Origin of the sequence: Nonomuraea sp. NPDC003804 (genome assembly GCF_040610675.1) — a bacterium.
Classification (GTDB): domain Bacteria; phylum Actinomycetota; class Actinomycetes; order Streptosporangiales; family Streptosporangiaceae; genus Nonomuraea.
Genome location: NZ_JBEXMT010000149.1, coordinates 1 through 1,010 on the forward strand (window position 1 = coordinate 1; position 1,010 = coordinate 1,010).

1 protein-coding gene is annotated in these 1,010 nt (G+C 63.0%); it reads right to left on the reverse strand.

Translation table 11 applies throughout. The features are described 5' to 3' along the window. The coding region (locus tag ABZX22_RS45405) for a hypothetical protein (RefSeq protein ID WP_354923642.1) at positions 1-1,010 on the reverse strand (1,010 nt) is incomplete at both ends.

The window sequence follows — 1,010 nt, forward strand, 5'->3', positions numbered from 1 at the left end:
GTGCTGAAGAGCAGCACATCGTCCGAAGTCAGCAGCAAATGCGCCTCGTCCATCATCAGCAGCACGTCGGTTTGGCCCGGCAGCATTTCGCGCCACTTGTCCCCGTGCGCCCCACGTGCCCGAATGCCGTTCATGACACGCTGCTTGAGCAACCGCTGCATCATGTCGCCCGCTTCGCCGAACTGGGTGGGGGGCAGGAACAAGCCCACGAACTTCCCGTAAAGCGCCTGAGAGACGTCCACTTCCCCACGTTCGACGGAATGCCACGGGATGTCATCCGCCGTCCGGAGCTTTTCACCCCGAAGCAGTTTTTCGATGAGCCCCCGCGAGTTCAACGTGAAGGACTGGCGCTGCTCCTTATGCATTGCGGGAACGCCCAGCAATGCCCATTCCAGCGAGCTTTGCAGCTGGGACATGGGACGCAGCAAGTCGGGATGGACGGTCTCGGACCGGGTGGCCAAGCGGTTGTGGTAGTCCCGGGAGTAGGCGGCATAGGCCTCACGCTCTTCGTCCGTGCTAGACGTATCCGGGCGCTCCAACCCCAACCAGTTCACCAACTCCAGCACGCGAGCGCTGGCAATCTCCCCGCCACGCGGCGTCGGCACCACCTGCTCAACCATCGCCAACAGCTTGGCATGGTGGAATGGGGTGTAGAACCAGTTCCGGGAAGCCTCCGCCACAATCGCGTAAGTGCCCATTTGCTCTTCCACGCGAGCCAGCGCCGCTTCCAGGTCTTCCAACCCCAAGCCACGCTTCTCCAGCTCCTCCCGCTCCAGCAGCATCATCAACCGGGCGTGCTCCAACCCTTCCAGCTTGGCGATGCAGAAGTCTCGGTAGGCCTGCTCGTGCTCGCATGCGGCCTTCAGGACGATGCCGGTGTGGAAGAGGAAAGCGTCGCCGCCATCGCTCCAGAGCTTGGACTTCTCATCGACCTTGCCACCGGTCGCGCCGCGAAGGGCCTTGGTGATTTGATCCGGCTCCAGGCCCTCGTAGGGGGCCACCGACATGCC